At 65.1% G+C, this 23,938-nt stretch carries 21 protein-coding genes; 5 read left to right on the forward strand and 16 right to left on the reverse strand.

Annotated features, from left to right (window positions below):
• Window positions 1-73: 73 nt before the first annotated feature.
• The 3 genes from HBJ55_RS05615 to lhpI all read right to left on the reverse strand — a co-directional run bounded on the left by HBJ55_RS05615 (window position 74) and on the right by lhpI (window position 3,906).
• A complete protein-coding gene (locus HBJ55_RS05615; protein ID WP_167111877.1) occupies window positions 74-1,369 on the reverse strand; it encodes an NAD(P)/FAD-dependent oxidoreductase in 1,296 nt (431 codons plus the stop codon).
• On the reverse strand, window positions 1,366-2,832 hold the full coding sequence (gene nhaC, locus HBJ55_RS05620) for a Na+/H+ antiporter NhaC (protein WP_167111878.1): 1,467 nt from the start codon (window positions 2,830-2,832) through the stop codon (window positions 1,366-1,368). The genes HBJ55_RS05615 and nhaC overlap by 4 nt, the downstream gene beginning before the upstream one ends.
• 114 nt (window positions 2,833-2,946) lie before the next feature.
• Window positions 2,947-3,906 (reverse strand): bifunctional Delta(1)-pyrroline-2-carboxylate/Delta(1)-piperideine-2-carboxylate reductase, encoded by a 960-nt coding sequence (gene lhpI, locus HBJ55_RS05625; protein ID WP_167111879.1) that lies wholly within the window; start codon window positions 3,904-3,906, stop codon window positions 2,947-2,949.
• Window positions 3,907-4,028: 122 nt separating this feature from the next.
• Between lhpI and HBJ55_RS05630 the strand changes: the two genes are divergently transcribed.
• Complete coding sequence (locus tag HBJ55_RS05630; protein ID WP_167111880.1) at window positions 4,029-4,823, forward strand: helix-turn-helix transcriptional regulator; 795 nt, start codon at window positions 4,029-4,031, stop codon at window positions 4,821-4,823.
• Between the two features lie 51 nt (window positions 4,824-4,874).
• On the opposite strand, the gene aroQ is transcribed toward HBJ55_RS05630, so the two are convergent.
• The 6 genes from aroQ to HBJ55_RS05660 all read right to left on the reverse strand — a co-directional run bounded on the left by aroQ (window position 4,875) and on the right by HBJ55_RS05660 (window position 14,086).
• Window positions 4,875-5,468, reverse strand: coding sequence for a gamma subclass chorismate mutase AroQ (aroQ, locus tag HBJ55_RS05635; RefSeq protein ID WP_167111881.1), 594 nt, complete (start codon window positions 5,466-5,468; stop codon window positions 4,875-4,877).
• A 53-nt stretch (window positions 5,469-5,521) separates the two neighbouring features.
• Window positions 5,522-6,424, reverse strand: a complete 903-nt coding sequence (locus HBJ55_RS05640; protein ID WP_167111882.1) for a PA4780 family RIO1-like protein kinase — start codon at window positions 6,422-6,424, stop codon at window positions 5,522-5,524.
• 17 nt (window positions 6,425-6,441) lie between these two features.
• Complete coding sequence (gene dbpA / locus HBJ55_RS05645) at window positions 6,442-7,842, reverse strand: ATP-dependent RNA helicase DbpA (protein WP_167111883.1); 1,401 nt, start codon at window positions 7,840-7,842, stop codon at window positions 6,442-6,444.
• Between the two features lie 262 nt (window positions 7,843-8,104).
• Window positions 8,105-9,598 carry an efflux transporter outer membrane subunit gene (locus tag HBJ55_RS05650; protein ID WP_240935983.1) on the reverse strand — a complete coding sequence of 498 codons (1,494 nt, stop codon included), beginning with the start codon at window positions 9,596-9,598 and terminating at the stop codon, window positions 8,105-8,107.
• Window positions 9,591-12,767, reverse strand: coding sequence for an efflux RND transporter permease subunit (locus HBJ55_RS05655; protein ID WP_167111884.1), 3,177 nt, complete (start codon window positions 12,765-12,767; stop codon window positions 9,591-9,593). The genes HBJ55_RS05650 and HBJ55_RS05655 overlap by 8 nt, the downstream gene beginning before the upstream one ends.
• A gap of 101 nt (window positions 12,768-12,868) precedes the next feature.
• Complete coding sequence (locus HBJ55_RS05660; protein ID WP_167111885.1) at window positions 12,869-14,086, reverse strand: efflux RND transporter periplasmic adaptor subunit; 1,218 nt, start codon at window positions 14,084-14,086, stop codon at window positions 12,869-12,871.
• Window positions 14,087-14,408: 322 nt separating this feature from the next.
• Between HBJ55_RS05660 and HBJ55_RS05665 the strand changes: the two genes are divergently transcribed.
• Entirely contained in the window at window positions 14,409-15,386 is a 978-nt protein-coding gene (locus HBJ55_RS05665; RefSeq protein ID WP_167111886.1) for a LysR family transcriptional regulator, read from the forward strand.
• A 34-nt stretch (window positions 15,387-15,420) separates the two neighbouring features.
• On the opposite strand, the gene HBJ55_RS05670 is transcribed toward HBJ55_RS05665, so the two are convergent.
• Entirely contained in the window at window positions 15,421-15,837 is a 417-nt protein-coding gene (locus tag HBJ55_RS05670; protein ID WP_206022248.1) for a RidA family protein, read from the reverse strand.
• 31 nt (window positions 15,838-15,868) lie between these two features.
• Window positions 15,869-17,758, reverse strand: a complete 1,890-nt coding sequence (locus HBJ55_RS05675; protein ID WP_167111888.1) for an ABC transporter ATP-binding protein — start codon at window positions 17,756-17,758, stop codon at window positions 15,869-15,871.
• A gap of 312 nt (window positions 17,759-18,070) precedes the next feature.
• On the opposite strand from HBJ55_RS05675, the gene soxR reads away from it, so the two are divergent.
• Window positions 18,071-18,520: a redox-sensitive transcriptional activator SoxR gene (gene soxR / locus HBJ55_RS05680; RefSeq protein WP_167111890.1), complete on the forward strand. Its 450-nt coding sequence runs from the start codon at window positions 18,071-18,073 to the stop codon at window positions 18,518-18,520.
• Between the two features lie 110 nt (window positions 18,521-18,630).
• The gene (locus tag HBJ55_RS05685) at window positions 18,631-19,245 is read left to right on the forward strand and encodes a glutathione S-transferase family protein (protein ID WP_167111892.1); all 615 of its coding nucleotides are present in this window, start codon (window positions 18,631-18,633) and stop codon (window positions 19,243-19,245) included.
• 48 nt (window positions 19,246-19,293) lie between these two features.
• On the opposite strand, the gene HBJ55_RS05690 is transcribed toward HBJ55_RS05685, so the two are convergent.
• Together HBJ55_RS05690 and HBJ55_RS05695 are read right to left on the reverse strand one after the other, a co-directional pair.
• Window positions 19,294-19,512, reverse strand: a complete 219-nt coding sequence (locus HBJ55_RS05690; protein WP_167111894.1) for a hypothetical protein — start codon at window positions 19,510-19,512, stop codon at window positions 19,294-19,296.
• A 136-nt stretch (window positions 19,513-19,648) separates the two neighbouring features.
• Complete coding sequence (locus tag HBJ55_RS05695; protein WP_167111896.1) at window positions 19,649-20,842, reverse strand: M24 family metallopeptidase; 1,194 nt, start codon at window positions 20,840-20,842, stop codon at window positions 19,649-19,651.
• Between the two features lie 148 nt (window positions 20,843-20,990).
• On the opposite strand from HBJ55_RS05695, the gene HBJ55_RS05700 reads away from it, so the two are divergent.
• The gene (locus HBJ55_RS05700; protein WP_167111898.1) at window positions 20,991-21,713 is read left to right on the forward strand and encodes a YebC/PmpR family DNA-binding transcriptional regulator; all 723 of its coding nucleotides are present in this window, start codon (window positions 20,991-20,993) and stop codon (window positions 21,711-21,713) included.
• Between the two features lie 63 nt (window positions 21,714-21,776).
• On the opposite strand, the gene HBJ55_RS05705 is transcribed toward HBJ55_RS05700, so the two are convergent.
• From HBJ55_RS05705 to HBJ55_RS05715, 3 genes are all read right to left on the reverse strand, one after another.
• Window positions 21,777-22,916: a DUF3618 domain-containing protein gene (locus HBJ55_RS05705; RefSeq protein ID WP_167111900.1), complete on the reverse strand. Its 1,140-nt coding sequence runs from the start codon at window positions 22,914-22,916 to the stop codon at window positions 21,777-21,779.
• Entirely contained in the window at window positions 22,913-23,350 is a 438-nt protein-coding gene (locus tag HBJ55_RS05710) for a phage holin family protein (protein ID WP_167111903.1), read from the reverse strand. Before HBJ55_RS05710 ends, HBJ55_RS05705 begins: the two co-directional genes overlap by 4 nt.
• Window positions 23,351-23,412: 62 nt before the next feature.
• Entirely contained in the window at window positions 23,413-23,877 is a 465-nt protein-coding gene (locus HBJ55_RS05715; protein ID WP_167111905.1) for a hypothetical protein, read from the reverse strand.
• Between the last annotated feature and the right edge of the window lie 61 nt (window positions 23,878-23,938).

A 23,938-nucleotide genomic window follows, 5' to 3' on the forward strand; every position in this document is an offset into this window, starting at 1 on the left:
TATCTAACGCTGAATGGCCTGGTCGGCACCGACATACGATTCAACCTCGTTACAACGACGCTGAAATAACAGTCTAGGAGACATGGCGAGGTTCACCTCGCTCCTGGCCAACGGCCCGTTGGAAGCGCGTCACCCGATAGGGCTCGAGGTCCAACGGCGGCCTTTCACTCATCACCAGCGCCGTCACGAGTTCCGCCGTGATCGCCGCCTGGGTCAGCCCCAGATGCTGGTGACCAAAGGCGAAGTGAACCGTCGGGTAATCGGGATGGGTGTCGATGACCGGCAACGAATCGGGCAGCGTCGGGCGGAAACCCATCCACTCCGTAGACGCTTCGAGTCCCGCCGCATCCGCCAGTAGCCTGCCGGTGTGTCGGCGCAGCGACGCATAGCGGCGCTCGATCGGTGCCAGCGAGAGTCCGCCGAGCTCGGTGAAGCCGACCACCCGCAGGCCGCAACTCATCGGCGTCATCACGCAGCGGCGCTCGGCGGAACCGACCGGCTGCCGCAGCGCCTGCATACGTCCGGGCAGGGTCAGATGGTAGCCACGCTCGGTCTCCAGCGGCACCTCGAGGCCGACACCTCGGGCCAGATGGTGGCTCCAGGCGCCCGCCGCCACTACCACTTGGCCGAAGGTCAGGTTCCCTTCGGAGGTTTCCAGCGTCACGCCATCGGGCGTCGGCACCAGGCGCTCGACCCGAGCTTGAAGAATTTCGCCTCCCCGGACCGCGAAGGCCTGCGCCAGCCGACGCACCAGCACGAGCGGGTCGCGCACCTGATGGGCGTTGGGGAAAAAGAGGCCATGGCTCAGTTGGCCCGACAGCCCTGGCTCACGTTCGCGTATCTGCTCCGCTTCGAGCCACTCCACCTCGTGCCCCCAATGCTGCAGATGGGCCATGTGGCGCCTGGCTTCGGCACGCCCCCGACCGGACTCCCAGACCTGCAGGTAACCCGAGGCCACCAGTTCCTCCTCGGCGCCCGTCCCGGCCAGGCAGCGCCGCCAGGCGTCCACGGCCGCTCCGTTCAGGGCTGCAAGCGCCTGTCGCCCCTGCGTGACCTGGGCGGGACGGGCCGCAGCAACGAAGCGCACCAGCCAGGGCAGCAGGCGCGGCAGGTAGCACAGTGGTAGAGCCACGGCGCCGTGAGGATCCAGCCACAGGCGCGGGGCCTTGCGCAGCATGGCGGGCGTCGACAGCGGGTCGATCGACTCGGTGGCCAGGAAACCGGCATTGCCGGAGGAAGTTCCCTCGCCCGGCCCCTGGGTGTCCAGCAGCGTGACCGACAGGCCGCGCTGCTGAAGGGCCAGCGCGGCGGTCATGCCCACCACACCGGCGCCCACCACAGCGACACGAGTGCCGTCAGCTTGGGTCATTCACGCTCCTCCATGGCCGGCTCGGCCGAAAAATCGGTCGTCGTCTCGGGCTCGGCGCGCCTGGAGAACCATCCCAGTTGGGCATAGAGAATCCCGATCATCGGTGAAAGCCAGCAGGCGAAGGCCAGCGGGATGTAGAGCAGCTGGCTGAAATCGCCGCCGGCCACCGTCAAGCCCAGGGCACCCATGACGAAAGCGCCGCCTGCGTTCCAGGGTACCAGCGGCGAGACGAGGGTACCGCCCTCCTCGATGGCGCGGGACAGGTTCAACCGCGAGTAGCCCATGCGGTCGTAGGCCGGCTTGTACATGCGCCCCGGCAGGGCGATGGACAGATAGACGTCACCGGACACCACGTTGGTGGCGATGGAGGTCATGATGGCACTGGTCTGCAGCCCACGGAAGCTTTTCAGGCGCTTCATGATGGCGTCGACGATGGCCTCCAGGCAGCGGGTACGTTCCAGGGCACCGCCGTAGGCCAGGGCGAACATCATCAGGGTCACGACCCAGGTCATCGAGGTCACGCCACCACGGTTGAGCAGGCTGTCCAGTGTCGCGGTACCGGTCTCGATGACGTAGCCGCTGTGCGCGTAGGTCAGGGCATCGTGCAGGCTCGCTCCCTGAGAGAGGATGGCCACCCCGCCACCCAGCATCACCCCGGTGAACAGGGCCGGGATCGGCGCCACCTTGAAGAAGGCCAGCCCAATGACCACCACCAACGGCAGCAGTTGCCACAGGCCCATGTCGAAGCTTGCCGCCAGCCCCTGCTTGATGGCGTCAATGCGCACCAGGGCATCGCCCGCTCCGGCCTCGGCACCGCCGGCCAACGCGTAGATCGCCAGAGCGATCAGCATGGCGGGGATGGTGGTCGGCATCATATAGCGGATGTGGTCGAAGATATTGGTTTCGGTCACCGCCGGCGACAGATTGGTGGTATCGGACAGGGGCGAGATCTTGTCGCCGAAGAAGGCCCCGGAAACCACCGCACCGGCGGTCCAGTAGATGGGCACGCCGAAGGCATCGCCGATGCCGATCAGGGCCAGGCCCACTGTGCCGACAGTGGTCCAGGAGGAGCCGATGGCCAGCGAGACCATGGAGCACATCAACATGGCCGCGGCCAGGAACCAGCTCGGGTTGATCAGCTCGAGGCCCAGATAGATCAACATCGGCACGGTGCCGCTGGCGATCCAGGTGCCGACCAGCATGCCGACGATGATCAGGGTCGCGATGGAGGGCATCGCCACGTGCAGCACCCGAAAGGCACCGTTCTCGATGTCCTTCCACCGATAGCCCTGCAGCCATCCCACCACGGCGGTAATACCGAAGCCGATGGCCAGCGGAATGTGCGGGGTGAAGTCGTCGTAATAGAAGATTTGCACGCCAAGCAGCGCAATGGTCAGCACGATGGGAATCAGCGCCAGCGGCAGACTCGGTACGGGGATGGCGGGAGCCGAATAATCTTTCATTCTTGTACATTTCCCGGGCAGGTATCGACCCACCCTGTTGTCGTTGTGTCAGTCGGTCGGGAGATCTCGCGCGGGTTCCAGGGGCATGGTTCCATGACCCGGGCCTAGCGTTTTTCAGAACTCCGCGGTGCGCTCATAGGCCAAAATGGCGGCCGCCAGATCCTCGATCGAGGCACCCACCGACTTGAATACGGTGATGGCCCGGTCGGCATCCGGCAGCGCCTGGCGTCCCGCGTGTCGGCCTGCGCAGAGATCGGGAAAATCGGCGAGGATATCGCTTTCGTCGATCACGCCACTGTCCAGGGGGTCGATCAGGTCGCCGGTCTCGCTGAGCGCTCCTTCGCGGGTATCGACGAAGATGGCGCCGCGGCGCATGACCTCGTCATCCGCCTCGCGCATGTAAGGCGTGAAGCTGCCGACCAGGTCCAGATGCGTCCCGGGCGAGAGCCATTCGCCCCGGATCAGCGGGTCGCGGCTCAAGGTGGCACAGCTGATGATGTCGGCCCGGCCGGCGGCCGCGGCCAGGCCTACCGCCGGCACCGCCTGGGCATCGATCCCTTCGGCACGGAGTTCCTCCGCCAAGGCCTGGGCCGACTCCTCGCGAATGTCCCAGATGCGCACCCGCTCGATGGGGCGGACCGAGCAATGAGCCGGAATCAGGCGACGTCCCATGCGCCCCGCTCCCACCATCAGCAGTTCGCTGGCATCCTGGCGCGCCAGGTAGCGTGCCGCCAAGGCCGAGGCCGCGGCCGTGCGGCGTGCGGTGAGCTCATTGCCCTCCAACTGGGCCAGGTGTCGCCCGGTGCGGGCACAGCTCAGCAGGTAGTGGCTGCTCAGGCCGGGCTCGCCACGAGCGCTGTTGCCAGGGAAGACGTTGACCTGCTTGACCCCCAGGTACTCGCCCTCGAGCCACGCCGGCATCAGCAGCAGGGTGGCCTCCGGGTCGCCGGGAACGTGCATGTGGTGGTGATGGCGCACCGGCGATTGCACGCTACGGGTGAAGATGTCGGACAGGGCATCCACCAAGGCGCTCCAGGGAAGCGCCTTGGTCACTTGCTCGGCGTTGAGAATCATGACAGCCTCGTTTCAACGATGATGAAACGCCAGTCTAGGCAGGTCACCATCTCCAACGCTTGACCCTGGCTCCGATATCGTTGTTCGAGGCTCTGCTCTCGATCTGCAGGAGGCTCACCGCCATGCACCAGACTCTAGCTCGCTGCAACCCGATCGCGCGTCGCAGCGGCGAGCACCTCCATGCGCACCCACAGCTGATGCTGGGCTGGCGCGGCACCATGGATTACGAATTCAGCCGTGGTGGGGAGCATCTGGTATTGGGGCAGGCGGCCATCCTTCCGCCGAACGAGCCCCACCTCTACCTGGGGCGAGGCGACGACTGCGAGGTGCTGGTCATCGACCTGGATGCCAACGACCCGTGCCTGGCGGCACTGGAGCGCAGCTGTGCGCTGGACCTGCGCGAATCCCTGTTCGCCACCCCTCGGTCGATCAGCCTGCCGCCGTCGCTGATCCCCATGGTGGAGCTGGCGACGCGCCAACTGAAGGCACCCAAATCGGCGGCGCAATCCGCCCTGCTCAATCATCAATTGGCCATCATGTTCGTGAGCCAGCTCAGCGAGCTGGTCACCTTGGAGCGCCCGGACGATGTCGCTCACGAGCGAATCACCGCCTCGCGTCTCGATGCCTTCATCGACGAACGCTTGGCAGAGCCTCCCGACAACGGCCTGCTCGCCGACGCCTTCCATCTCTGCCAGAGCCAGCTCCATCTGCTCTGCCTGCGTGAATTCGGCGTGACTCCGCAACAATACGTGCTGAACCGCAGGCTATTATGGGCGCGCTTCTGGCTGCGCGAGACACGCCGCCCGGTGAGCGAGATCGCCTACGATCTCGGCTTCTCGGACGTATCGAGTTTCTCGCGGGCCTATCGACGCCGGATGGGCCACGCCCCGAGTACGGAACGCAAAGAGCCGAGATAGACTCGGCTCTCACTCATATGGCGCAGTATCCGCGCCACCTTCACCCGTTTGCTAAGGAGCCAGCCGCTCCACCAATGGCTCGATCGCCACGTCGCGCGGCTCGCCGTCGAAGTCGTCCTGGATCAGCTCCGCCGCACGCCGCTCGAGATAGCGGCCCGAACCTTCTACCTCGGCGATGCGCTCGATGTCGGCCAGCGATTCGATCAGCCGCGGGGTCAGTCGATCGAGTACCGGGCGCACCTCCTCGGCCAGATCCGGCGGGTCGGCGAAAGGTGAGCGCCCTTCCTGCAGCCACTGGTGGTGCAAGCGCCGCTGGATCTGCTTGCTGGCCTCGAACTGCTTCTCGAAGAAGCGCCGGGCGAAGTCCTCGTCGACACCGGCCGCTTCGGCATCCTCCGACACCTTATCGAGAATCTGTGCCTCACGCTCGGGGGCCTCGATGGGCGCACCGCTGTTCCACTTGGCCTGGGCCACCAGCGGTGCCACGTCGAGCCGCTCGTCGATCAGCCCCAGCATGCGGTCGATGGCCGCCTTGTCCTCGTCGGGTGGCTCCGGTGGCTGCATCTGGCAGCCTGCCAGCAGCAGGGCCAAGGCAACGGCAAGCCAGCGGCCGGAATGGATGGGCAACGTCTTACGCAACGACATGGCGATCCTCGCTCGGTTATTGGAGATGCTTCGAAAGAGTACTCCAATTCGGCTCAACGCTCTCGCTGGGATTCCTGCCACTCTTCGGCGGCCTCCTCCACGCCGGGTTCATCGCCGCGGTTACGCGCCCCCTGGCGGTAGGCCTCCTCCTCGCGTACGTCGTCGATCACGGTCATCAGCTCGTTCACGTCCACGGCGCTGGTGTCATGCTCGAAGCAGCCCGTCAGTTGGCTCTCGGGGTGCAGCTCACCGGTCTCGTAGAGCGCCCAGATCTCCTTGCCGTAATCGGTACTCAACAGCTCGGGGGCAAAGCGACCAAAGTAGCGGCGCATGTTGTCCACGTCGCGCTCGAACATCATTTCGGCACTGTTGTTGCCGGCGGCGTCTACCGCCTGGGGCAGGTCGATGATCACCGGGCCGTCGGCGGCCAGCAATACATTGAACTCGGAGAGGTCGCCGTGGATCAGGCCCGCACACAGCATCTTGACCACGTCGCGAATGACCTTGGCGTAGTATTCACGGGCCTGCTCGGGGCTCAGCGTCACGTCGTCCAGGCGCGGGGCGGTCAGGCCCTCGGCATCGCTGATCATCTCCATCAGCAGCACACCGTCGATGAACCCGTAGGGCTGCGGCACCCGGACATCCGCCGCCGCCAGTCGGTAGAGGGCATCGACCTCGGCGTTGAGCCAGGCCTGCTCCTGCTCCTTCTGGCCGTAGCGGGTCTTCTTGGCCATGGCCCGCGAACGGCGGCTGTTGCGTTCGCGGCGGCCCTCCTGGTACTGCACCGCCTGCTTGAAGCTGCGTTGCTTCGCCTCCTTGAAGACCTTGGCGCAGCGACGCTCCCCATGGGAGCGAACTACGTAGACCTGGGCCTCCTTACCACTCATCAGTTGACTCTCGACCGCCTCGATCAGACCGTCGTCGATCAGTGGCTGCAATCGCTTGGGTACCTTCACCTAACCCCCTTCTGTTCTCAGCGGCTGACACGCCGGGCGCGGAACGAGCGCCCCTTGAGTTTCCCCGTACCGAGCTGGGCAAGCGCCGCCTTGGCGACCTCGCGCTGCACGGCCACGTAGGCGCTGCGCTCCAGCACCTTGATCTTGCCGACCTGGGCACCGTCGATGCCACCATCGCCGGTCAGTGCGCCGAGAATATCGCCGGGGCGCACCTTCTGCTTCTTGCCGCCGTCGAGCTGCAACGTCGCCATCTCCGGCAGGAAAGGCTCCCGCGCCAGCACGTTGCGTGGCGGCAGCGGCGCCTCCTCGAGCGGCTCGCCAAGAAACTCGGCCAGCCGTTCGAGGCGATAAGCCTCGCGCTCGGCGACCAGGGTGCAGGCGATGCCGGAGCTGCCGGCACGGCCGGTGCGCCCGACACGATGCACATGCACCTCGAGTTCACGGGCGATCTGATAGTTGAATACCGCATCCAGTGCTTCGATATCCAGTCCGCGTGCCGCCACGTCGGTCGCGACCAGGATGGAAGCGCTGTGGTTGGCGAACAGGATCAGGATGCGGTCGCGGTCACGCTGCTCCAGGTCGCCATGCAGCGCCAAGGCACTGAAGCCCGCTTCACAGAGGGCATCGGCGACCTCCTGGGTCTCGCGCCGGGTGTTGCAGAACACCACGCTTGCGCGCGGCCGATGCTGCAACAGTAGCCCACGCAGGGCCGAGAAGCGCTCCGACTCGTCCGTCACGCGGTAGACGCGCTGGCGAATGGTGGTCTCGTCATGGGTTTCGGCTATCGCCACCTCGGCTGGATCACGCATCAGCTCTTCGGCAATGCGCCGAATCTCGTCACTGTAAGTCGCGCTGAACAACAGAGTCTGGCGGCAGGCTGGCGTCTCGGCGATGATCGCCTCCATCGCGGCCTGGAAGCCCATGTCGAGCATGCGGTCGGCCTCGTCCAGCACCAGGGTCTCGAGCGAGGCGAGATCGAGCGAGCCCTTGCGCAGATGCTCCTCCACCCTGCCCGGAGTGCCCACTATCACATGCGCACCATGCGCCAGGGAGGCGAGCTGCGGGCCCAGGGGAGTCCCGCCGCACAGGGTCAGCACCTTGACGTTGGGTAATGTGCGCGCAAGCCGCCGGATTTCGCCAGCCACCTGGTCGGCCAGCTCACGGGTGGGGCAGAGCACCAGCGCCTGCACGCAGAAGCGCGCGACGAGGAGGCGTGACAGCAGCCCCAGGCCGAAGGCCGCGGTCTTGCCCGAGCCTGTCTTCGCCTGAGCGATCACGTCACGGCCCGCCAGCACCAAGGGCAGGCTCTCGGCCTGAATCGGTGTCATGGCGTGATAGCCGAGCGAATCGAGATTGGCCAGTAACTCTGGCGCCAGCGGCAGCGAGGCAAAGGCCCCGTCATGGGAGGAGTCGGACACGAAATGGACCTGCGAGAAATTGAGCGATGCCGAGACGGCAAGCAAGCGAAGCGGGAATGCCGGCAGGCACGAACCGCGACTAGGCAAGACATCGTCTGAAAGGAAGGCAGGCAGAATAGCAGAAGCGACGCCCAATGTCGCCCTATCGGCAGAGCCGGGCCAGCAAGTGCTTACCGGCGCGTATGCGGCTGCTCGAGCCGGCACCGCGCATGGCGCCGTGCCGGCTCGAGGCGGTGAGAGAGAGCGGCCCCGCCAGGCTCGATCAGGTGGACGACGACGCGGGTTCAGCCGTCGCCTGCCGCGGCGCTTCCATGCGCTCCTCCCAGCCACCGGCCAGCGCACGGTAGAGCCCCACCAGGGCAGTAGCGGCGCGTACGCTGCTCTGGGCCAGGCCGTCCTCGGCCTCCAGCCGCGAACGTTCGGCGTCGATCACCTCGAGGAAGTCGACCACGCCGACCTCGAAGCGCACCCGCGCCTGGCGGGCCGCCTCGGCGCTGGCTTCGGCAGCCGCCTCCAGGTGCTCACGCTCGCGCAGCGACTGGGTGTAACGGGCGAGCGCCGTCTCGGCCTCCTCCAGAGCCTGCAGCACGGTCTGCTCGTAGCGCGCCAGGTTGGCCTCGGCGTCGGCATCGGCGGCGGCCATGCGTGCCCTGACTAGGCCGCTGTCGAGGAATGACCAGTCGACGCCCAGCGCCACCAGCCGCGTCTCACTGTCGCGGCCGAACAGATCGCCGGTACTGGCAGCCTGGGTACCCAGCAGGCCGGTCAGAGTGAAGCGCGGGTAGAGGTCGGCAGTGGCCACGCCGATGCTGGCGGTGGCGGCATGCAGGCGCCGCTCGGCCGCGGCGACGTCGGGCCGTCGACGCAGCAACTCGCCGGGAAGCCCGGCGGCCACCTGCTCGTGCAGCGCCGGCAGGGGTGCCGGCTCCTCCAGTCGGGCGATCAGCGCTCCCGGCTCGCGCCCGGTCAGCACCGCCAGGCGATGGGTGATGGCGGCAATCTCGCCTTTCAGCGCCGGAATGCGCGCAAGCGTGCTCTCGAGCTGCGCCCTGGCGCGCACGCTGTCGAACTCGGTGCCGCGCCCCGCCTCCAGCCGCGCGTCCACCAGGGCCAGCGACTCGCGCTGGTTGTCGGCGTTGGCCTGGGCCACGCGCAGTTGCTCCTGCAGACCGCGCAAGCGTACGTACTGGTCGACCAGCTCACCGACCACAACCACCTGCATGGCGCGCAGATCGGCGGCTGAGGCCTCCGCCTCGGCCTGCTGAGCTTCTACGGCGCGTCGTACGCGACCGAAGAAATCGAGCTCCCACAGCGCAGCAATGCCGGCGTCGTAACTTTCGAAATCCCGCTGCGAGCGCGTCGCCTGCGGCATCTGGTCGGCGCTGACACGCTGGTGGGCGGCGCCTGCCTCGGCGGTAACGCTGGGCGCCAGGTCGCGACGCGACTGGCGCAGCAGCGCCAGGCTGCGATCGTGGCGGGCCAGGGCGATGCGCAGGTCGTGGTTGGCGTCGAAGGCCTCCTCGACCAGCTCGGTCAGCAACGGGTCATCGAAGCTGCGCCAGAAATCGCGCTCGACGGCCTCTGCGGTCACCAGCTCCGACTCGGCACGCACCAGGGCAGCAGCCTCGGGAAGTACCGGAGCGCGGTAGTCGGGCCCCACCGCGCAGGCGGCCAGCGCCAGGGTCAGCGGCAACAGCATCAGGTGACGCATGCCACGTTTATGCATGCCCAGTTTATACATGGCCAGTCTATGCATGATAGGAACCCTCCATGGGCTGCGCGGGTTCGGCCTGCTCGGGCTGCCCGCGCGTGACCAGCTTGCGCAGGGCGACGTAGAACACCGGGGTCAGGAACAGACCGAACAGGGTCACACCGAGCATGCCGGCGAACACCGCCGTGCCCAATGCCTGGCGCACCTCGGCACCGGCACCGCCGGCCAGCATCAGCGGCACCACCGCCGCGGTGAAGGTGATCGAGGTCATGATGATCGGCCGCAGGCGCAGACGGCACGCCTCCAGCGCCGCCTCGACGATGCCGCGACCCTGCATTTCCAGCTCGCGGGCGAACTCGACGATGAGGATGGCGTTCTTGCACGCCAGGCCGATCAGCACCACCAGGCCCACCTGCACGAAGATGTTGTTGTCACCGCCGGTGAGCTTCACGCCGATCAATGCCGAGAGCATGCACATCGGCACGATCAGGATCACTGCCAGCGGCAGCGTCCAGCTCTCGTAGAGCGCGGCGAGCGCCAGGAACACCAGCAGGATGGCGAGCGGGAACACCACCAGCGCGGCCCCACCCTGGTTGACCTGCTGGTAGCTCAGGTCGGTCCACTCGAAAGACATGCCCGCCGGCAGTACCGCCGGGGCGAGCTGCTCGACCACCTCGATCGCCTGGCTCGAAGAGAGCACCCGCGGGTCGGCCTCGCCCATCAGGTCGGCGGCCGGGTAGCCGTTGTAGCGGATCACCGGGTCGGGGCCGAAGGTCTGGTCGACCTGGATCATGCTGCCGATCGGCACCATTTCGCCGAAGGCGTTACGGGTGCGCAGGCGATCAATGTTCTCCACGTCCATGCGGTAGTCGCCGTCGGCCTGGGCCATGACCTGCCAGGTGCGACCGAAGCGGTTGAAGTCGTTGACGTAGACCGAGCCCAGATAGACCTGCAGGGTCTCGAACAGGTCGGTCAGCGCCACACCCTGGGTCTTGGCCTTGACTCGGTCGACGTGCAGGTCGAGCTGCGGCACGTTGGACTGGTAGGAGGTGATCGGATAGCCCATGCCGGGCGCCTGCATCAGCGCGCCGCTGAAGCCGTCGACGGCCTGCTGCAGTTCGCCGTAGCCCAGCCCGGCGCGATCCTGGATGAACAACGAGAAGCCCGACCCCGAGCCGATGCCGAGGATCGCCGGCGGAGTGAAGGCGAAGCTGAATGCCTCCTGCAGGCCGCCGAACTTGCCGTTGAGTTCGGCGACGATCTCGTCGGCGCTGCGCGAGCGCTCGCCGAACGGATCGAGCCCGAAGAATACCGTGCCGGTGTTGGGCGTGTTGGTGAACTGCAGTGGATTGAGCCCGGGGAAGGCCACCGCCGAACTCACGCCGTCGGTTTCCAGCGCCAGGTCGGTCATGCGCCGGATCACCTCCTCGGTGCGGTCCAGCGAGGCGCCCTCCGGCAGCTTGGCGCCGCCGATCAGGTACATCTTGTCCTGGGTCGGAATAAAACCGCCGGGTACCAGTTGGAACATCGTCCCGGTGCCCACCAACAGCAGCGCATAGACGGCGAACACCACGCCGCGCCGACGCAGGCTGCGCGTCACGCCGCGCTGGTAACGCTCGGAGCTGGCGCCGAAGAAGCGGTTGAAGGGCCGGAACAGCCAGCCGAACAGGAAGTCGATCAGGCGCGACAGGCGATCCTTCGGCGCGTCGTGGGGCTTGAGCAGCATCGCCGCCAGCGCCGGCGACAGCGTCAGCGAGTTGATCGCGGAGATCACCGTGGAGATGGCAATGGTCACCGCGAACTGGCGGTAGAACTGGCCGGTGACGCCCTCGAGAAAGGCCATCGGCACGAACACCGCGCACAGCACCACCGAGATGGCGATGATCGGCCCGCTCACCTCGCGCATGGCCTGGTGGGCCGCCGCCAGCGGGGCGAGCCCCTCCTCGATGTTGCGCTCGACGTTCTCCACCACCACGATGGCGTCGTCGACCACGATGCCGATCGCCAGCACCAGCCCGAACAGGGTCAGCGTATTGATCGAGAATCCCAGCAGGTAGAGCACGGCGAAGGTCCCCACGATCGACACCGGCACCGCCAGCAGCGGGATCACCGAGGCGCGCCAGGTCTGCAGGAACAGCGTCACCACCAGCACCACCAGCAGCACCGCCTCGAGCAGGGTCTTGATCACCGACTCGATCGAGTCGCGCACGAACACGGTGGGGTCGTAGACGATCTCGTACTCGACGCCATCGGGGAAGCGCTCGGCCAGCTCGTCCATCTTGTCGCGTACCGCATCCGACAACGCGATGGCGTTGGAGCCCGGTGCCTGGAAGATACCGATGGCCACCGCCTGCTGGTTGTCGAGCAGCGAGCGCAGCGAGTACTCGGCCGCGCCGAGCTCAATGCGCGCCACATCGGAAAGATAGGTTACCTGGCCATCGGCGCCGGCCTTGACCACGATATCGCCGAACTCCTCCTCGGTGGTCAGGCGCCCCTGGGCATTGATCGAAATCAGGAAGTCGGAGGTCGTCGGCGTCGGCGGCGCACCGAGCTGCCCCGCCGAAACCTGCACGTTCTGCTCGCGAATCGCGGCGATGATGTCGCCCGCGGTGAGCCCGAGGGCGGCGGCACGATCGGGGTCGATCCACACCCGCATGGCATAGTCGCCGGCGCCGAACAGCATCGCCTGGCCTACCCCGGGCAGCCGTGCCAGCTCGTCGCGCACGTGCAGCGCCGCATAGTTGCGCAGGTAGGTGCTGTCGTAGCGGCCGTCGGGCGAGATCAGCTGCGGCACCATGGTCAGGTCGGGCGACTGCTTGTCGGTGGTCACGCCCTGGCGGCGCACCGCCTCGGGCAGCCGGGCCAGCGCCTGGCTGACCCGGTTCTGCACCTGGACCTGGGCCTCGTCCGGATCGGCCCCGGGGCGGAAGGTCAGCGTCATCGCCAGCACCCCATCGGAACCGGCCACCGACTTCATGTACATCAGATTCTCGACCCCGGTGATCGCCTCCTCGAGCGGCGTGGCCACCGTCTCGGCGATCTCCTTGGGGTTGGCGCCGGGATAGACCGCGCGCACCTGCACGGTGGGCGGCACCACGTCGGGGTACTCGCTGACCGGCAGCAGCGGGATGGTGATCGCCCCGGCGATGAATATCAGGATCGACAGCACCGCGGCGAAGATCGGCCGGTCGACGAAGAACTTGGCGAAATCCATGACAAGACTCCCTCCCGGCGCGGACAGCCAAGTCCGCGCCGAAGATCGTTCAGGGGTTTATAGCGGCTGTTATGTCACTGCCTGCGGTGAAGCCCTGGTGGTCAGCGCATGGCGGCCAGCTCGTTGCCACCCTCGGCCTGACCGCGCATGTCGACGCTCTCCGCTGCCACCGGCATGCCGGGGAAGAAGATCCTCTGAGCGCCATTCACGACCACCTGGTCCCCGGGTTCGAGACCGGCAGCAACGACACGCAGCCCATCGGCCATGCGCCCCAGTTGCACGTCGCGACGCATGGCGCGACCCTCCTCGTCGACCACGTAGACGTACTTGCGGTCCTGGTCGGTGAGCACCGCCTTGTCGTCGATCAGCAGGGAACCCTCCGCCTCCCCCGCGAGCAACTGCACGCGAGCGTACATGCCCGGGGCGAAGCGACCTTCGCTGTTGTCGAGCACGGCGCGGGTCAGGATGGTGCCGGCCTCGGCATCCAGGTGGTTGTCGACGAAGTCGACCTCGCCGCGGTAGGGAAAGCCCTCATCGGTCGCCAGCCCCACGCGCACCGGTATGCCGCCCAGACGGAAGCTGGAACGCTCGCCGCTGCGCGCCATGGCGTCGTAGTGCAGGTAGGCCTGCTCATTGCTGTGGAAATGCACGTGGACCTGGTCCAGGGCAACGATCCGGGTCAGCGGGGTGGCTTCGGAGACCAGGTTGCCAGGCGTCACCAGGGCGCGCCCGGTGCGTCCGGCGATCGGTGCGCGCACCTCGGTGAATTCCATGTTGAGCCGAGCCGTCTCGGCACTGGCCCGGGCGGCTAGGATATCGGCCTCGGCCGTGGCCGCCGCCGCCCGTCGCTGATCCAGCTCCTCGCGGGAGATCGAGCGACTCTGGGCCAGCGCCTCGGCCCTGGCGGCCTCGCTGCGGGCCAGCTCGGCTCGGGCCTGGGCCCGCTGAAGCTCGGCCTCGGCGCGTTCCAGCTCGGCGCGATAGGGGCGCGGGTCGATGGTGAACAGCACGTCGCCCTTCTCGACCTCCTGGCCTTCGGTGTAGTGAATGCTGTCGATATAGCCCGAGACGCGAGGGCGCAGGTCGACCGTTTCCACCGCCTCGATGCGGCCGGTGAATGCATCCCACAGCTCGACGTCCTCGACCAGCACCTGAGCGACGCTGACCTGCGGCGGTGGCGGGCCCTGCTGAGCCCCTTCTTCCTGGGCGCCATCCGCCAGGCTATCGCACCCCGTCAGAACGATGAGCCCAGCGACCATGGCGGTAACCATGAGCATTCGCCGGCCATCCCGATTCGCGAACATCTTGTGGACGTTCATGGATTATCCTCTCCCAATACCAAGTAGCAGTTAGCAGTGTCGTTATTCGTTCCGGCCAGTAACTCTCGCCTCAAGACTCATTTTCTTGATCCTTTTTCCCTGACATTTATTAATGTCGTTTGCCGATGTGATAAATCGACAACTGCGAACTTTGCCGAAGGCAACCATATAGTGCTAACGGGCACTTGATTAGTCGGTCCGACAGGGAAATACTGTCCCATTGGCGGGACAGTCACCGTGCAGCCTTCTCGTCTTCATTTCGCAGTGCTTATCTCTGACGCAGTGTTCCCTGACATTGCATGCACGGCACAGGACAATAACCATGCTGCAGGACCTCAACGACGCCCTGATTTTTGCCAAGGTCGTGGAACAAGGCAGTTTCAGCGCCGCCGCCAAGCAACTTCGTCTCGGCAAGACGACGGTCAGCCGCAAGGTGCAGGACCTGGAGCGACGCCTGGGTGCCCGATTGCTCAACCGCACCACCCGCAACCTGAGCCTGACCGAAGCCGGTGCCATCTACTTCGACTACTGCAACCGCATCGTCCGCGACCTGGGCGAGGCGGAAAAGGCCGTGCATCACCTCGAGGAGAGCCCCCGCGGCTGGCTCAGGGTTACCGCGCCCTTCACCATGTGCACCGAGTTCACCTCGGTGCTGATACGGGATTTCCGCCAACTGCATCCCCAGGTGCGCATCGAACTGGTGCTCTCCAACGAGCGTCTCGACCTGGTCGCCAATCAGATCGACGTGGCGCTGCGGGTCGGCCCGCTGCCGGATTCCAGCCTGGTGGCACGCCCCCTGGCCCGCTTTCGCTCGTTCGTCTATGCCAGCGAAACCTACCTCGCCCGTCATGGCGAACCCCGAACGCCATCGGACCTGGCCTCACACCCGGTCCTGGCCAAAGCCATGGACCAACGTGGCCAGCGCTACGTCTGGCAACTGCACAACAGCGCGAGCCAGGAAACCGTCGAGGTAGAAGTCGACCCGGTGGCCATTGCCAACGACCCCTTCGCCCTGCGCGGCATGCTCGTAGACGGGCAAGGCATCATGTTGGCCAACGAGTTCGTCGTTTGTCTCGGTGCGGAAGCCACGCGGCCACGGCGCATCCTGGAAGGCTGGGAGGGCCCCATGGTCGAAATGAATGCCGTGTTTCCCGGCGGCAGCCTGGTCTCGCCCAAGGTGCGCACCTTCGTCGACTTCGTGGTCGAGAGCATGCGGATCGAGAGCCTGTCGGCGCCCGAACCGTGGCAGCCACCGGTCTACACCGGCGCTTCGGCCGAGATCGCCGACGAGACGGCTTGAGCCGGTTGCCGGCGCGCTGCCTGCCGCTGCTCCGTCATGCGATATCGGGCAGTACCGCCTCGGCCTCGATCTCGATCAGCCACTCCGGTTCGGAAAGGCCACTGACGATCACCCAGGACGTTGCCGGTGGCGCCTGAGGAAAGCGCATGCGCAGCGCCTGCACCACGCCCTCCTGATCGTAGCGGGCAGGCTCGGCGATATAGATGCGCATCATCACCACGTGCGACAGGTCGCCTCCCAGCGTGGTGAGGATCGCTTCGATGTTGTCCAGCGCGGCGAAGGTCTGGCCCTCGAGGTCGGGGCCGACCAGGCACTCGTGGGCATCGACGCCAACCTGTCCCGAGAGATGCACGCGATAGCCCCCCTTCACCATCACGGCCTGGCTGAAACCGTACTGCAGCGTATTCGGCAGTCCACGCGGATTGATCACTTCCCGTTCCACCCCTTTCATACCCTCTCCTCTTGCTGTGGGTAGTACTTGCTCACGACTCCATGCCCAGTGCGCTGTCGCTGCGCTCGGCGTCCTCGTCGAGGTCCAGCCCCAGGAAGCCGCCGGACTGCCGACGCCACAGCGAGGCGTAGAGGCCATCCTGCGCCAGCAGTTCGCGGTGGGTACCGCTCTCGACGATTTCCCCTTCATCGATGACCACCAGGCGGTCGAGCATGGCGATGGTCGACAGCCGGTGGGCGATGGCGATCACCGACTTGCCCTCCATCAAGGTGTAGAGTTGCTCCTGAATAGCCGCCTCCACCTCGGAGTCGAGCGCCGAGGTGGCCTCGTCGAGCACCAGGATCGGCGCGTTCTTGAGCAGTACACGGGCGATGGCGATGCGCTGGCGCTGGCCGCCGGAGAGCTTGACGCCACGCTCGCCGACATGCGCATCCAGGCCGCGGCGACCCTCGAGGTCCACCAGTTCGTCGATGAATGTGTCGGCGTGGGCGCGGCGCACCGCCTCCCAGATCTCCTCTTCACTGGCGTCGGGGCTGCCATAGCGGATGTTGTCGCGCAGCGAGCGATGCAACAGCGAGGTGTCTTGGGTGACCATGCCGATCTTCTGTCGCAGTGACTCCTGGGTGACCCGGGAGATGTCCTGGCCATCGATCAGGATGCGCCCGCCCTCGAGATCGTAGAAACGCAGCAGCAGGTTGGCCAGGGTCGACTTGCCAGCCCCCGAGCGGCCGATTAGCCCCACCTTCTCGCCCGGGGCGATGTTCAAGGTGAGGCCATCGAATACCCGCTTCATCTCGCCGTCGGGGCGGGCATAGCCGAAGCGCAGCGCCTCGAAGCGGATCTCACCGCGAGGTACCGTGAGCTCACCGGCACCGGGCATGTCCTTGACCGCCGGTTCACGGGCGATGGTATTGATACCGTCCTGCACCGTACCGATGTTCTCGAACAGTCCCGCTACCTCCCACAGGATCCAGTTGGACATGAAGCGAATGCGCATCACCAGGGCGATGGCCACGGCGATGATGCCGAGCGACACGGCTTCCAGGTACCAGGCGCCGATGGCCACCGCCGCCACCCCGGCCAACAGAAACGAGTTGAGCAGGGTCAGGCTCACGGTGAGCCCCGTGGCCAGGCGCATCTGGCGATGCACGGTGACCATGAACTGCTCCATGGCGTCGCGGGCGTAGGCCTGCTCGCGCCGGGTGTCGGCAAACAGCTTGATGGTCTGGATGTTGCTGTAGCTGTCGACGATGCGTCCGGTCATTACCGCGCGGGCGTCGGCCTGCTGCATGGAGACCCGCCGCAAGCGCGGCACGAAGTACCACAGGATGGCCACGTAGCCGGCCAGCCACATCACCAGCGGCAGCATCAGCCAGGGTTCGGCCTGGCCCATCAGCAGCATGGCGCCGGCGAAATAGACCACCACGTAGACCATCAAGTCGAGCAGCTTGGTGACCGTCTCGCGGATCGCCAGGGCCGTCTGCATCACCTTCTGCGAGACGCGCCCGGCGAACTCGTCCTGATAGAAGGCCAGGCTCTGGCTGAGCATGTGGCGGTGCGCCAGCCAGCGGCCGATCATGGGATAGTTGCCGAAGATGCCCTGGTGCATCACCAACGACTGAAACAGGGTCAGCAACGGCAGGCCGACCGCCACCAATGCCGCCATGCCGGCCAGACGCCAGCCATACTCGGCGAAGAACCCCTCGCGCTCGGCATCCGAGAGCCAGTCCACCAGGTCGCCCATGTAGCTGAAGAACACCACCTCGGCGGCCGAGACCAGCGCCGTGAACAAGGCCAGTGCCGCCAGCAGCGGCAACAACGGGCGCGAGAAGTGCAGGATGAAAGCGGCGAGGCCGCGCGGCGGTGTCGCGGTCTGCCCCGAGGGGTAAGGGTCCACCAGCGTCTCGAAGTAGCGGAACATGACAACTCCATCGTCAAGAAAACTTAGGAAGCAAGTATTCTGGAGCTCTTGTACTTGCTCCAGACTTACTGACAGGATGCAGGCTAAAACCTAAACTTAGATTGAGGTCAAGAAGGACGCTGGGAAATTTCGGCAAAAGCGAATTGAAAACCATACGAGCCTCCCCGAGGAATGCAAAATCAAACTTGGTGATTTCAACCATCAGCAATTTTTATAAATAAGTTCGGGTTCAGAAGGATGTTTGTCATGCCTTGCCATATTGCTGATGAAGCGCTAAAAACATCTCCCCAGTCGAAGTCGAGGAGACGGAAGATGCCGGCCCACCTCCAGCGCGACCTCAGCGTCGGCGAAGTCGCGAAACGCAGCGGCCTGGCGGTTTCCGCCATTCACTTCTACGAAGCCAAGGGGCTGATCAAGAGCCGCCGCAACGCCGGCAATCAACGCCGCTTCACTCGCGACGTACTGCGTCGCGTGGCGATCATCAAGGTCGCCCAGCGTACCGGCATCAGCCTGGCCGAGATTCGTACCGCCTTCGATACCCTGCCGGATTTCCGGGCGCCTACCGCCGCCGACTGGCAGCGTCTCTCGGCGAGCTGGCGGCACACCCTGGACGAACGGATCGCCCGCCTCGTCCAGCTGCGCGACCAGTTGGACCACTGTATCGGCTGCGGCTGCCTGTCGATGGGGGATTGCCCGCTGCGCAATCCCGAAGACGAACTAGCCGCCGAGGGTTCGGGGCCGCGCTTGCTCGACCCCGATTGATTGGCCGCTATTCGGCTCCATCGGCTCGGCACCGTTTAACCGCTCGTTAACCGTTCAGATACGTTTTCATTGGGAGCTGCTATCTTGGGGGAAGCCCAAGGAGAGCTACCATGCACGATTCACTCGTCCTCTACACCAACCCCATGTCACGCGGGCGCATCGCCCGTTGGATACTGGAGGAGGTAGGCGCGCCCTACCACACCGAAATCGTCGAGTTCGGCCCCACCATGAAGTCGCCCCATTACCTGGCCATCAACCCGATGGGCAAGGTGCCGGCGATACGCCACGGCGAGACTGTCGTGACCGAGTGTGCCGCCATCTGCGCCTACCTGGCCGATGCCTTTCCAAGAGCCGCCCTCGCCCCGCCACCAGCCGAGCGCGGCGCCTACTATCGATGGCTGTTTTTCGCAGCCGGTCCGCTAGAGGCTGCCATCACGGATCGCGACCTGGGCATGGAACCCAACATCACGCAGCAGGGCAGAGTGGGCTACGGTAGCATCGAGGCGGTGCTGGAAACTCTCGAAGTCGCCGTCAGCGCTCACGAGTTCATTGCCGGCCCCCACTTTACCGCAGCCGACGTCTACCTCGGTTCCCATATAGGCTGGGGGCTTCAGTTCGGCAGCCTGGAATTCTGCCCCGCCTTTATCGATTACTGGGCACGGGTCAGCGATCGTGAGGCTTATCGGCGTGCCACTGCGCTGGACGACCAGGCGGCCCAGCTCTAGCTTTCGGCATGGCGCGTCAGCGCCTGGCACGCGCTCTTTCAGGTCAAGTCACTGCTCGTAGGGCTTAGCCCACAAGTCGTCGGGCTGATGCCGGCTCAATATCTCCTCCGCCTCGGGCTTCGATTCGTCCGGCACGATCACCTTGACCTGATGGGCCTCCTTGTCAAAGTGGAGCTTCTCGCGTGGAAAATTCTTCGAGATGAGCTCGTCGTAGGCATTGGTCGCCTTCATGAGGTCGTGATAGGTCGCCGTTACGGTCAGGGTCATACGTCCTCCTTCCTTTGATCGTCTCGCTGAACACGACGGCACCCCGTGCGGGATGTCCTTTGCCTCCCTCAGTATAGTGAATGGTTCTCGTCGTCCAGCTTCAGCCGGCAAGGGGTCTTTTCACGCTCTTTCCCGCTCAGGAGGGATCGGTCTCGACCAGCACCCAATCATTGTCGGTAAGCGGCTCGGCACCCTGGGGCGTGACCCGCACGGTATCGCTGAGCCCAATGCCCCACTGACCCGGGATACGCAGGCAGAGCGGCAGGTGAAAGACCATGTCGGCCTCGAACTGTCGTTGCTGCCCGCGGGCGATGTAGCCACTGCCCTCGACCCAACTGGGCGGGAACTGAGCGCCGACGGCGTAGCCGAACACGCCCGAGAAGAACACCCGTTCGGCATGCGGCTCGAGTACGGCCTCGGCAGCCCGGGCAGCCTCGTCGAAGCTGTTGCCGGGCCGCATCGCGGTGCCGATGGCATCGAAAAGGTCGCGGCACACATTGCCCAGGACCCGCATCTCGGGGCTGGCCCGGCCCGCCACGACGGTCTTCATCATCGGTGCGGTATAGCGCCGGTAGGCGGCACCGAACTCGAGGAATACCGGCTCGCCCGGGGCAATGCGGTAACGCTGATGATTGAGGTGGATGACGCTGATACGTCGGCCAGTCGTCACGATGGGCTGCATGCTCATGAACTCGCTACCGGCCGCCAGCATGGCGCGCGCGCCTTCCGCGGCCACATCGCCGTCGGTCATACCGGCGGCGATGACCCGCGTGGCCGCCTTGAGCCCCAGCGAAGCTATCCGGGCGCTCTCGCGCAGGCAGGCAAGCTCCGCCTCACTCTTGACGATGCGAATGCGGTCGAGCAGCTCGCCGCCATCGTCGCGAAAGCGCTCGACTCCCAGGCGCACCTGCAATTCGCGCAGCACGCCGTGGCGCAAACCCGCACCGTAGAGATCCAGGCCGATGGCACGAAATGGGGCCAGGGTCTCGGCCAAGGGCTCGATCACTTCGCCAATGCCCTCCCAGCGATATCCCAGCAGCTCATCGACCCGCGCGGTGACCACGGCTGGCCCGGTCTCGATGGAAGGCACCTGCAATATCAGCCGCTCGGTCGAGCAGACGAGGCAAGTGTGTACCGACACCTCGAAGGTGTTATAGCCGGTCAGATAGTAGATGTCGGCGGGGTCCGTCAGTAGCAGAGCATCCAGGCCGGCAGATTGCATGGCGCCGCGCACGCGGGCCAGGCGGGCATCGAATTCGCTTGCGGGAAAGGCCAGCTCACTGGCCTCGAGCTGTGCCGCCAAGGCGTGGCGGTACTGGTGGTGATCCATGGCGCGGCTCCGGCGATGGCGAGAATTCTCTGAGCAGTGTAGTCATGACTCGCAGCACGTCAGCCGCCATCGAAGCGAAATAGGGCTGTTCCAGGACAGGCCGGTTTCGTAGAATCCAGCCTCGTATCCGATGCAACAGGACAACGTTATGGGCAGGGCCTTTCAGAACCGCAAGGAATCCATGGCCAAGACGGCCGCCGCCAAGACCAAGGTGTACAGCAAGTACGGTCGCGAGATCTATGTCTGCGCCAAGCAGGGCGGCACCGACCCCAACGGCAACCTGACGCTGCGCGGCCTGATAGAGCGTGCCAAGAAGGATCAGGTGCCCAGCCACGTGATCGAAAAAGCGCTGGACAAGGCCAGCGGCGTGGGCGGCGAGGACTACTCAGTGGCCCGCTACGAAGGTTTCGGCCCAGGCAACTGCATGGTTATCGTCGACTGTCTGACCGACAACCCCAATCGTACCTTCGGCGACGTTCGCGCCTGCTTCAACAAGGCCAAGAGCAAGCTCGGCACCCCGGGTAGCGTCAGTCACATGTTCGATCACTGCGCCATTCTCTCCTTTGCCGGCAGTGATGAAGAAGCCGTGCTGGAAACGCTGATGGAGGCCGATGTCGATGTCACCGACATCGAGAACGAAGAGGGTCGCATCACCGTCTTCGCCCCGCATACGGAGTATGCCAAGACCAAGCAGGCGCTGATCGATACCTTCGGCGAGATAGAGTTCGAGGTCGACGAGATTCAGTTCGTGCCTCAGACCACGGCCCCTGTCGAGGGCGATGATATCGCCATGTTCGAGAAGCTGATCGACGCCCTCAACGACTTGGATGACGTGCAGAACGTCTTCCACAACGCCGAAATCGACCCCTAGCACACGACAGCGCGCCGGCCCGATTGGGCGCGGCGCAACTGTCAGGTCTCTTCAAGGCGGGTTTCAAGCACCACGTGGCGGTGTGGAACCGCTATCGCCAGGCTTCGAGCCGGAACCCGGTGCATGTGAGGTGCTGGACCCCGAAGTTCCCGTTCCAGCGCCACTGCCCGAGGCGGTGGAACCGCTGACGCCAGTTCCACCCTTGCTTGCCGCCGATTCACGTCCGGTACTCGCGCCGGTCCCGGTGGAGGCCGAACCGGCCTTGGCATAACGCTCCTCGCTCGAAGGGTTCTCCACGTAGCTTGAGGCGTTCGACGACTGTGCCGAACGGGCCTCCTCCTTCACCCGCTCCGCAGTTTCATGGATCTTTTCCTCGGCTCGCTCGAGCTGTTCCCGCCCCGCTTCCTCGGCACGCTGCATGGCCCGATCACGCATCTCGCCCAAGTGACGATTCTCGGTGCGAGTCGGCGAGAACAGACTGCCAAGCACGGCGCCCATTGCTACCCCGAGGGCGCCAGCCACCAGCGGGTGGTCCTGGACGAAGTGGCTGGTCTGGGCCCCGGCATCGCGTGCGCGATGGGTGACGGACTGCATGGCGGACTGCTGGCGATCGCGCAGATGCGAGGTGCGATCACGCATCTGCCCCCCCATGTGCTGAGCGCGCTCTCGCACTTTCTCGCTGGCATGCTGGGCGCGATCCTTCACGCTGCCGGCCATCTGTTGCGCCTTCCGCGTCATGCCACCGCCACGGCCGCGCTCATCCGAACCATGCTGCGGCGTGGCGCCCAGTGCAGCGGGATCGTGCCCCAGCGTCGTGGTACCGGCACCGCTGACGGTACTGCCACTGCCCGGCATATCGTCGCCGTCAGGCATTCTCGTGACAGGCATCGTGGCACCGGGATAGCCTCCCGCGCGGTACTCCTGATCGTCGTAGTCATGGCTGGAGCGGCGCTGTGCCAGCAACAGCCAGCCCAGGCCAATGCCAGTCACCATGACAGGCAACGGGTTCTCTCGGATCGTTCTGCCCAGCGCGGACACGGCATTTTCCGCACCGCCATGACGAAGGTAATCGTAGGTAGTATTCATAAGCTTTTGGGGAGAGAATCTCTCTTCGATTTCGTGAAGGGTCTCATCCAGACGCGCTCGCGTCTGATGAATCTCGTGTTCGATCTCGTCCGAGGTGCGCCGGCCATGCTGGCTCATCTCAACTCCTCCTTGACCACCTCTTCATGCTCCTGGGTCAATGCCTTGTCGCGCCGCAGGCTGGCCATGGTGCGTGTCGGCATCAGGTTTTCCTGCTTGAGCTTCTTGCGCCCTGCCTGAAGCATGATCAGACCGATCACTACCACGACTCCGCCGACAATGAGGGCAGAGAGCCAGGGAGTGGTCTCGGGAGGAAGGACGGTATCGAGGCCGAAGACCGCTGCGGCCAGCAATACTAGAAAGCCGCTCAGGAGAACGGCACCGGCAATGGCGATCGATGCCAGTGCACCCATCGCCTGGCTGGTCTTCTCGCCCATCTCGGCTTTGGCAAGCTCGGTCTCCTTGCGCACCAGCGAGGAGACTTCACGTGCCAGGTTGGAGAAGAGAGAACCTATCGAAGACTCTCCCGTACGTACTCTGTTTTCCGCTTCCATGAGGTGTCGCCTCCTTTGCAACTCTTGGCAAAGCATCACTCAACGAAGACAACGCCTTCGTCTCACATGCTGCGACTGCTAGGTAGGTCACTCTGACCGGAACTGCGCATGAAGCGAGACAACATGAAACCAGCGGCAATCGCCCCGCCCATGAACAGCGCCGGATGCTGGCGACTGTAGTGACGAGTCTGTTCCATCAGCGCCTCCAGGTCGCGTTCACGCAGATTGCGTGAAAAGGCATCGGAACGCTTTGCCAACTCATTGACGCAACCGGAAAAGTAAGGCTGCTCCTGACGCTCGAACTCGTCGGCCATCTTGTGCAGCACCGTGGTTACCCTTTCGGCCTGATCGGCCGCTGCCGACTTCTGTCGATCGAGCAGACTCTCGGCCTGCTGACGTGCGGCATCGCGCAACTCGTTGCGAGTCTCCTCCGCCTGCTGGCGGAGTTCGTCGCGATCGAGGCCATGCCGGTCATTGCTGTTGCCAGCGCTTGCTTCCGAACTCGCGCGGCTTTGGGTATCGCTCATTCGCCACCTCCATGTATTGCTGTGTCACCATTTCTCCGAAAGGGAGCACCATGCAACCAGT

Source organism: Billgrantia bachuensis, from assembly GCF_011742165.1.
In the GTDB taxonomy this organism is placed as follows: Bacteria; Pseudomonadota; Gammaproteobacteria; order Pseudomonadales; family Halomonadaceae; genus Halomonas; species Halomonas bachuensis.